Source organism: Streptococcus intestinihominis, from assembly GCF_046824975.1.
Taxonomy (GTDB): Bacteria; Bacillota; Bacilli; order Lactobacillales; family Streptococcaceae; genus Streptococcus.
Genome location: NZ_JBKQBL010000003.1, coordinates 5,568 through 13,949 on the forward strand (window position 1 = coordinate 5,568; position 8,382 = coordinate 13,949).

General features: G+C 44.9%; 8 protein-coding genes and 1 pseudogene. 3 read left to right on the forward strand and 6 right to left on the reverse strand.

The window, feature by feature from the left end:
- Window positions 1-1,472: pseudogene (locus ACLOR3_RS05095) on the forward strand (DEAD/DEAH box helicase family protein); the annotation flags it as partial.
- A gap of 40 nt (window positions 1,473-1,512) precedes the next feature.
- Here the strand turns inward: ACLOR3_RS05095 and ACLOR3_RS05100 are convergent.
- Together ACLOR3_RS05100 and ACLOR3_RS05105 are read right to left on the reverse strand one after the other, a co-directional pair.
- Window positions 1,513-2,550 carry a zinc-binding dehydrogenase gene (locus tag ACLOR3_RS05100; protein WP_411400431.1) on the reverse strand — a complete coding sequence of 346 codons (1,038 nt, stop codon included), beginning with the start codon at window positions 2,548-2,550 and terminating at the stop codon, window positions 1,513-1,515.
- A gap of 78 nt (window positions 2,551-2,628) precedes the next feature.
- Complete coding sequence (locus ACLOR3_RS05105) at window positions 2,629-3,534, reverse strand: cation diffusion facilitator family transporter (protein WP_411400432.1); 906 nt, start codon at window positions 3,532-3,534, stop codon at window positions 2,629-2,631.
- Window positions 3,535-3,666: 132 nt separating this feature from the next.
- Between ACLOR3_RS05105 and ACLOR3_RS05110 the strand changes: the two genes are divergently transcribed.
- A complete protein-coding gene (locus ACLOR3_RS05110; protein WP_123160154.1) occupies window positions 3,667-4,206 on the forward strand; it encodes a TetR/AcrR family transcriptional regulator in 540 nt (179 codons plus the stop codon).
- A 38-nt stretch (window positions 4,207-4,244) separates the two neighbouring features.
- Window positions 4,245-4,577, forward strand: a complete 333-nt coding sequence (locus ACLOR3_RS05115) for a hypothetical protein (protein ID WP_006596541.1) — start codon at window positions 4,245-4,247, stop codon at window positions 4,575-4,577.
- Between the two features lie 45 nt (window positions 4,578-4,622).
- Here ACLOR3_RS05115 and ACLOR3_RS05120 read toward each other — a convergent pair whose 3' ends face one another.
- The 4 genes from ACLOR3_RS05120 to ACLOR3_RS05135 form a co-directional block, all read right to left on the reverse strand.
- The gene (locus tag ACLOR3_RS05120; RefSeq protein WP_123160153.1) at window positions 4,623-5,561 is read right to left on the reverse strand and encodes an AEC family transporter; all 939 of its coding nucleotides are present in this window, start codon (window positions 5,559-5,561) and stop codon (window positions 4,623-4,625) included.
- A gap of 236 nt (window positions 5,562-5,797) precedes the next feature.
- The gene (locus ACLOR3_RS05125; RefSeq protein WP_411400433.1) at window positions 5,798-7,315 is read right to left on the reverse strand and encodes an ABC transporter permease/substrate-binding protein; all 1,518 of its coding nucleotides are present in this window, start codon (window positions 7,313-7,315) and stop codon (window positions 5,798-5,800) included.
- Window positions 7,308-8,036, reverse strand: a complete 729-nt coding sequence (locus ACLOR3_RS05130; protein ID WP_129822169.1) for an ATP-binding cassette domain-containing protein — start codon at window positions 8,034-8,036, stop codon at window positions 7,308-7,310. Before ACLOR3_RS05130 ends, ACLOR3_RS05125 begins: the two co-directional genes overlap by 8 nt.
- Window positions 8,037-8,207: 171 nt before the next feature.
- Window positions 8,208-8,382: DUF4767 domain-containing protein (locus tag ACLOR3_RS05135; RefSeq protein ID WP_412037093.1), on the reverse strand; the 175-nt coding region annotated here is incomplete at its 5' end.

Genomic DNA, 8,382 nt, shown 5'->3' on the forward strand with positions numbered 1-8,382 from the left:
TTCATCTAGGGGACAAGGACTCCCAATTCACTCAATTGGGAGTTCTCTCCTATTTTGAATCCATTCGCAGAGAAAGCCTAGAGCTAACGACTCCTCCTGCCATCGCTGTCCTAACAGGTAGTATCGTCATCATCCCGACAGTTGCTAAACCAAGACTAGAAGAGCTTCTAGGAGCGAATCGGCTGACTTACCAAAGTGTCGGCCAATTAACCCCTGATGATTTTCTCAAGGTTCGCTTGGTTGGTTCTCAACATGACTTAGTGACAGCTGTAACCCAACTCTTTCAAGAAGGACTCATCCAAGTCGTGATTGGAACCAAGTCTCTTCTAGGAGAAGGCTGGGATGCTCCTTGTGTTAACTCCCTGATTCTAGCTAGCTTTGTCGGGAGTTTTATGCTCAGTAACCAAATGCGAGGTCGTGCCATCCGAGTGTGGCCCGAAGAGCCAAATAAGACCAGTAATATCTGGCATTTAGTCTCTATCAATCTTTCCCTAAAGAAATGGTATGAAAAGTCAGACCTTGAAAAGGAAGAAATCGAAGCCATCACTGATCAGCTGAAACAATATAGTCCTGATTTAGAGCTCTTAGAGAGACGGATGAAGCAATTTTTAGGTCTCCACTACAAGGAACCCTTCATCGAATCCGGTATCGAGCGTCTGGCCTTTGACAATATCCGCTATACTAAAAAACAGTTACAGAAACTCAACGAAGAGACCTTAGAGCGCTCTACCCATCGTCAAGAACTCCGGAAGAGCTGGCAAAAAGCTCTTCCTATTCTGGAGAATATGGAGATTGCAAACGAGGTCCAAGTGGATAAACACTTCCTGCCTCTGGCCCTATTTTTTGACGCTAGAAAGCTGGCTCGCTGGCTGACGGCTGCTACTTTGACTGATTCTTTCGCCAACCTTATTTACAGAGGAGGAAGGAATACAGCTTCTCTTATTCTTCTCTTCTTCTTAGCCGTTCTCGCACTCCTTGCTTGGTTGCGCTACTTTCTCTATAAGAGTCCTTACAAACGCTTGGAAGTCTTTGGCCAAGCTATTCACCGATCCCTGCTGCTTTCTGGAAAGATTCAAACCCAGGAAACCCGCATCCAAGTAGTACGAGACAGAAAGGATGCTATAAACACGCTGATTTATTTGAAGGGTGGAACCATGCGGGAGAAAGAACTCTTTTCGCAAACCATGATCGAATTTTTTGCACCAATTGAAAATCAACGCTACATCCTGAAAGCACAGGAAAAAGTATCCGATCAGACTGAATATTTCGCCGTACCAAGCCTCTTTGACAAACGAAAAGAGGATGCGCAATTCTTTGTTGAGCAGATCAGAAAGAGCCTAGGTAAGTATGACCTCGTCTATACCCGAAATGCTGAAGGCCGTGCTATTCTTTTAGATGCACGCATCAAGGCACTCGCCAACAAACAAGAACGCACCTTCAGCAAAAAGAAAGTGATGTCAGATTTGAAATAAAAGAAAAGTCTAGCAGAAACAATTCTACTAGACTTTTTCGTTATTCTATCACAATCATAGCTTTAATGGTCTTGCGTTCGTCCATGTCTTTATAAGCTTGATCAATTTCGTCCAAGCTATAGCTATGGGTGAAGACGCGTCCTGGATTGATGTCGCCATCAAGGACAGCCTTGAGCAAGAACTGCTTGTCATAGGTAGTGACAGAGGCTGCTCCACCTGCCACGGAAATGTTTTGGGCGAAGGTCGATCCAAGCGCACGATTATTGTAGTGAGGCACACCGACAAAACCTAAGCGTCCCCCATTGTGAAGGACCCCAAGGGCTTGGTCGACAGCTGCAGCAGTACCAACACATTCAAGAGCCGCATCTGCTCCTCCTCCAAGGATTTCACGGACCTTGGCAATCCCTTCCTCTCCCCGCTCAGCTACGACTGCTGTTGCACCAAATTGCAAAGCCATTTGTTGGCGGTCTTCGTGACGGCTCATGAGGACAATTTGCGATGCTCCTCGCATCTTAGCAGCAATCACTGCACATTGACCAACAGCACCATCCCCAATGACCACGACTTTATCACCTGGTTTCACGTCTGCTACACGCGCCGCATGGTAACCCGTCGGCATAACATCTGCTAGCGTCAAGAAGGATTTAAGCATGGCTTCGGTATAATCTGATGGTTGCCCAGGAATCTTGACAAGAGCCCAGTTAGCATACTCGAAGCGCATGTACTCTGCTTGAACCCCATCAGACCAGTTGGTGCCGATATGGCGGTCACAAGTCCCATCGTAGCCAGCACGACAGGCATCACACTCCCCACAACCATGGGTGAAAGGTGCGATGACAAAGTCTCCGGGTTTGACCGTTGTAATGGCTTCTCCGATTTCTTCGACAATCCCAATTGCTTCGTGGCCACTATTTTGATGCCCTGCTTCAATATCTGGATTGCGGTAGCTCCAGAGATCGGATCCACAGACACATGTTCGGACGATGCGGAGAATAACATCATCCGGCGCTTCGATTTGCGGACGTTCAACTTCTACTAGACCCACTTGCCCAGCTTTTGTATAAACTGTTTTCTTCATAGGAACAACCTACTTTCTATTGCTTACTTACCTACAGTATACACTTTTTCTTAGGCTTCTGCTCGTACCAACTCGTCATTAATGATGGTGATGAATATGTCCATGACTTTGATTCACTTCCAACTCTTCGATATTGCGCTTATGGGCTCGGTGGGTTGCCAAGTCTTCATCCACTTCGATGGTGACATTTTGGAAGCCCCTCTCTTTGAGCAAGTCTCGGATAGACTCTTTACAGACCTCCATATGTTTGACACGCTCTAGACAAACATGGACAATGGCGTTCTTTTCCAGCCCATCCATGGTCCAGAGATTAAGCTGATTGATACTAGCCACATGCTCCAACTGCTCCAAATCACTCTTGACTTGCTGGATATCCACTCCTTCTGGAACGGCATCGAGGAAAATCTTGAGCGTGCTCCAAAAACGTGGAATGGCTTTTGACAGAATAAAGATGGAAATAGCAAGAGATAAGAGCGGATCCAGGATATACCAGTCGGTAAATCGTAGAACAATGGCCATTAGGATGACAGCCACCCAACCCAAGGTATCTTCCAGAAAATGCAGGCTGAGAATGGATTCGTTCTTGGTTTGCCCCTTGCGAATGACGAGACTCGCTAGCACATTGATGCTGACGGCTATGATTCCAAGCCAGAGAATGCCCTCATCGTTGACAGGTTGTGGATGAACCAGTTTCGTTATATTTTCCAAAATAACTAGAACGGACCCTGTCATGAGAATCACAGCCGTTACCATGGCCCCTAAAAGGCTAAAGCGCTTGTAGCCCAAGGTATAGTGGCTGTCTTCTTCACGATTGGAAATACTCTCCAAAAAGGCAGAGATCCCAATAGCGATCGCATCCCCCAAGTCATGGACCGAATCCGCAAGGACCGCACTGGATCCAAAAATCCCTCCTGCAATAAACTCAACAATGGCATAACTCAAATTCAAGAAAAAAGCGATCCAGACCGCATGTTTTGTCTTCATAATCCTATTTCCTTTGTTATAATAGATTCATGAACATCATGTTCATTATCATTATCTAACATTCACAACAGAAAGGATAGGGGCAAACCGTTTAGGGTGTCCGTTACTGAACAGTTTGTTCGAAGTGTCCATATGACAGCACAGGATCGTCGCATCACCAAAACTCGAAAAGCTATCTATCAGGCGTTCTTACACTTACTCAACCAAAAAGACTACGAGGCCATCACCGTTCAGGAAATCATTGACCATGCTGATGTGGGGCGCTCAACCTTTTACAGCCATTACGAGAGCAAGGAATTATTACTTGACGAGCTCTGTCAAAAACTCTTTCATCACCTCTTTGAGCGAGATGATCAGCTCTCTCCCCAAGACTACCTAGCCCATATCTTTCAGCATTTCAAGGAAAACCAAGACCATGTAACCAGTCTCTTGCTTTCCAAAAATGATTATTTTATCCGGCAACTGAGAAAAGAACTGGAACACGACGTCTACCCCATGGTAGCTGAAAAACTGATTCAATCGCACCCCAACATCCCCCACTCCTATCTCAAACACCTGGTCGTAACCAACTTCATTGAAACCCTCAGCTGGTGGCTCAAAAAAGGCAAGACTTACACCGAACAAGAAGTCATTCAGTTTTATTTGGAGATTTTAAACGTCGCTTCTAACTAAGGAGCGATCTTACATCATGTATCATAGAAAGGAAAACTATGCTCATCCCCATTCTTCTCGGCTTTTTGACAGCCTTCTTAGCCCTTGCCTTTCCCCTCCTTCATTTATTGGCTAGCCTTTCAGAATTAAGAAAGGGCAAGAATACTCTAGGAAATCAGCTTCTGTTCATTGGAAGTTGCCTTACGACCTTTTCTCTTATCCTCTACTTCTTTTTGCCGATTGTTGCTTTATTCCTTTGGATGATTGGCTGTGGTTTGATTTGCTACGGGGCCTATTGGAATGGCAAGCACAAAGAAAACTTCAAACCAGTTCATCATGTTATTCGAGTAGGTATCGCTCTGGTAATTACGATTTTATTAGCTCTCATATAAAAAAGCTCAGGTTTTTTCAATGAAAACTTGAGCTCTTTTTATTTATTAAGCCATCAACAGCATGAGAATAGGGATCACCACCATGGTTGCAAGGGTCGTCTCTGTCACCATGACCGCTGCATAATCACTATCAGCTCCGTAGAGTCTGGCAACAACTGGCGCATTGGTCATCACAGGCATGGCGGACTGGATGATAAAGACTTGCTTCATCAGGTTTGGAAGAGGCAACCAGTAGACGATGGAAGCCATCAAGAGAGGGGCAACCACGAAGCGACCTAGTAGAATGAGTAGCTGATCTTTTCCCAGAACCAACTGCTTCACACCTACATGAGACACTGACAAACCGATGAATATCATGGATAAGGGGGTCGTTAAATTACCCAGATACTGCAAATCACTGGCTAGAAAGGCTGGCATCTTGATATGAAGGATCACAAAGACTAACCCTAAGAGAAAGCCCATCAGGGGCGGAGAAAAGACTTTTTTCAGACTGGTTTTAAGATCAAACTGCGCTTCTCCCTCACCATCCCGCTGAATCAGATAGGTCCCCAAAGTCCAGAAAAAGGTCGTATTACACATGTAATAGATCAAAACATAGGGAATGCTGGCATCTCCAAAGAGGGCTTGGTTAATGGGAAGCCCCACGAAGATGGTATTGGAGTTAAAAAACATGGAAATAAAGAGGCCACGACGATCCTGTCTCACTGCAAAGATCCTGGCTACTCCTGTTGCGATGCCAAGCAAAATAACCATAGACAGGGCAGGAAATCGCAAGGCTGGCAACATTTTAAGCAGATCTGCTGCTGTGAAGCGCTGCGTGATGGTGTAGAGCATATAGCAGGGAAGAGCGACTTGAGTAACTAGCTTTGCAATCAAGCCACGTGACTTGTCATCAAACCAAGCTTTTTCACCAATGACAAAGCCCACTAAAATCATGCCCAGGATGACCAGGATGCCCGATATGCTCCTCAAAAAGATGTCCATGTTCTCCCCTTTTCTTTTTTAAATTTGAACTAGAAAATCACATTTTTTACAAATCTCAAAAACTACTCTAGTATATCATAAAAAGAGGTGGGGCAATATGCCCAACCTCTAATGAGTTTTTGGTAATCCGTTTTTCTCCTTCTTAGTAACCTTTAAGCATTAAATAGATCAGGTTCATAGAGAAATCCTAGGTAAGTAACTTAAATAAAGTTTTTTTCAATTTAAAATTCGCATTATTACTTGATGATCCCTTCCTGAATCAAAAAATCACGTGCCACTTGATTAGCTGACTTGCCTTCTACTCCGACTTGGTAGTTCATCTGGCTCATTTGCTCTGCTGTGATTTTACCAGCTAACTGGTTGAGAATCCCTTCCAATTCTGGATGTTTCTTAAGAAGAGCCTCTTTCATGAGGGGAGCCCCTTGATATGGCGGGAAGAGTTGCTTGTCATCTTGGAGGACCACGAGGTCATAGCGAGCAAGCTCGGCATCCGTTGAATAAGCATCTGTGACCTGGATATCACCGGACTGGATAGCCTGGTAACGAAGGGCTGGCTCCATGGTGGAGACTTGTAGATGGAGTCCGTAAACTTTCTGCAAGCCCTTGTTCCCATCCTCTCGGTCATTAAACTCCAAGGTAAATCCAGCCTTAAGTTGTCCTTCCACCTTTCTCAAATCTGAAATGGTCTTGAGGCCATACTCTTGGGCAATTTTCTTGGGCACTGCGACAGCATAGGTATTTTGATAAGCCATGGGTTTGAGCAAGGCCAGGTTGTCTTGTTTCTTGATCCCATCTCGAGCCGCTTGATAGACTGCTTCTGGATCATGGTCGACTTGCGGCGCCGGCTTGAGGAGACTTTCGGTCACGGTCCCTGTAAACTCTGGATAGATAGCAATATCCCCTTTTTTCAGAGCCTCATAGAGGAAGGTGGTCTTGCCAAAATTTGGTTTAACAGTCACTGTCATGTCTGTCTTTTCTTCGATCAAGATCTTGTACATATTGGCTAGAATTTCCGGTTCAGGCCCTAACTTCCCAGCAATGACCAGGTTTTCTTTTTCCGGTTTGGGAAGAAGACTTGGTGTATAGCTAGCTCCCAATCCCAGGATCATGACCGCAAAGGCCGCAAAGATGGTCCGCAATTTGGCCTTTTCCATCCATTTGAGAAGAAGGTTAAAAGCAATGGCTAAGAAGGCAGAAGATAGGGCGCCGATCAAAATCAGACTCGCATTATTGCGGTCAATCCCCAGAAGGATAAAGGAACCAAGTCCCCCTGCTCCAATCAAGGCAGCTAGGGTAGCCGTCCCGATAATCATCACAGCTGCTGTCCGAATCCCAGACATGATGACGGGCATGGCCAAGGGAATCTCAAACTTCTTGAGTCGTTCCCACTTGGTCATCCCAAAGGCCACCCCTGCTTCTTCTAGACTTGGGTCAATCCCCTGTAAACCGGTGATGGTATTTTGAAGAATTGGAAAAATGGCATAGATGACGAGAGCTGTCAAGGCCGGAAGTGTCCCAATCCCCATGATGGGAATGAAGAGCCCCAAAAGGGCCATGGAAGGAATGGTCTGGAAGATCCCAGCTAGCTGTAAAACCCAGTTGCTGGCTCTCTTGCGACTACTTAAATAAATAGCCAGTGGAACAGCTAGAAAAATCGCAAGGAGCAAGGTCAGTAATGACAGTTGCAAATGTTGCCCCAGTGCAGTGAGCCAGTCTCCAAAGCGTTCTTGAAAGGTTGCAACTAGTTTAGACATGGTGAGCACCTCCAAATAAATCCGCAACAAAGTCGTTGGCTGGTTGGGCTAGAATGGTATCAGAATCCGCCACCTGCACAATCTCTCCTTCTTGTAGCACCGCAATCCGATCACCTAATTTCAAGGCTTCATCTGTATCATGTGTTACGAAGATAGTCGTCATACCAAATTCTTTGTGCAAGTCTTTGGTGAGAGCCTGCAACTGCTTGCGTGAAATAGCATCCAAGGCTGAAAAGGGCTCATCCATCAATAGAATCTTTGGCTCTGCAATGATGGCCCGCACAATGCCAATCCGTTGTTGTTCCCCACCCGATAACTCGCTTAGCTTGCGATTTGCATACTCTGCAGCAGGCAGACCAACCTTGTCCAAAAGTCCTTCGGTTTTAGAGGTGATTTGCTCCTTGCTCCAGCCCTTCATCTCAGGAATCAGAGCAATATTTTCCGCAACAGTTAGATTTGGAAAGAGAGCAATGGCCTGCAAAACATAACCAGTAGAAAGACGTAACTCTCGTTCATCATAGTCCTTGATGCGTTTTCCGTCCATATAAATATTGCCATCTGTCGGCTCCAAAAGACGATTGATCATCTTGAGCATGGTGGTTTTTCCAGATCCTGAAGGTCCCACAAGAACCATAAATTCTCCATCTTCAATACGGAGATTGACGTCTTTTAAAATGTCTGTATCCGTGTAGCGCAAGGCTACATTTTTGTATTCAATCATATTCTTCCTCACCATCTCCTTAAAAGCTAAGATCCTTATCTCACTTTTTATAAGAGTGTAATCATTATTATAACATTGTAATGCTAGATATTACATCTGTCAACAATTTTGATTTGAAATCATATATAAGAAAAGGAGCTTGGCCAAGGCCAAACTCTTCATTATGATGGACTATTCTTCTTCTACCAAACGTTTAAACTCCGCTTGGATTTCTGTATTTTCTGTTGGTTTTAAGTACATGACCCCACCATTAGTCGTCTGTGAATGAAATACAATCGCTTCTCCTGTATTGGTTATCGCAAAGAAGTAACTATGAACATCCGGGTACTTATCCCAATTGCTATAA

Coding starts and splice junctions, on each gene's coding strand:
- ACLOR3_RS05120 (WP_123160153.1), bottom strand. CDS start 5,561: ATGGACATCTTTTTGAGGAGCATATCGGGCATCCTGGTCATCCTGGGC.
- ACLOR3_RS05130 (WP_129822169.1), bottom strand. CDS start 8,036: ATGATTGAATACAAAAATGTAGCCTTGCGCTACACGGATACAGACATT.
- ACLOR3_RS05100 (WP_411400431.1), bottom strand. CDS start 2,550: ATGAAGAAAACAGTTTATACAAAAGCTGGGCAAGTGGGTCTAGTAGAA.
- ACLOR3_RS05110 (WP_123160154.1), top strand. CDS start 3,667: ATGACAGCACAGGATCGTCGCATCACCAAAACTCGAAAAGCTATCTAT.
- ACLOR3_RS05115 (WP_006596541.1), top strand. CDS start 4,245: ATGCTCATCCCCATTCTTCTCGGCTTTTTGACAGCCTTCTTAGCCCTT.
- ACLOR3_RS05105 (WP_411400432.1), bottom strand. CDS start 3,534: ATGAAGACAAAACATGCGGTCTGGATCGCTTTTTTCTTGAATTTGAGT.
- ACLOR3_RS05125 (WP_411400433.1), bottom strand. CDS start 7,315: ATGTCTAAACTAGTTGCAACCTTTCAAGAACGCTTTGGAGACTGGCTC.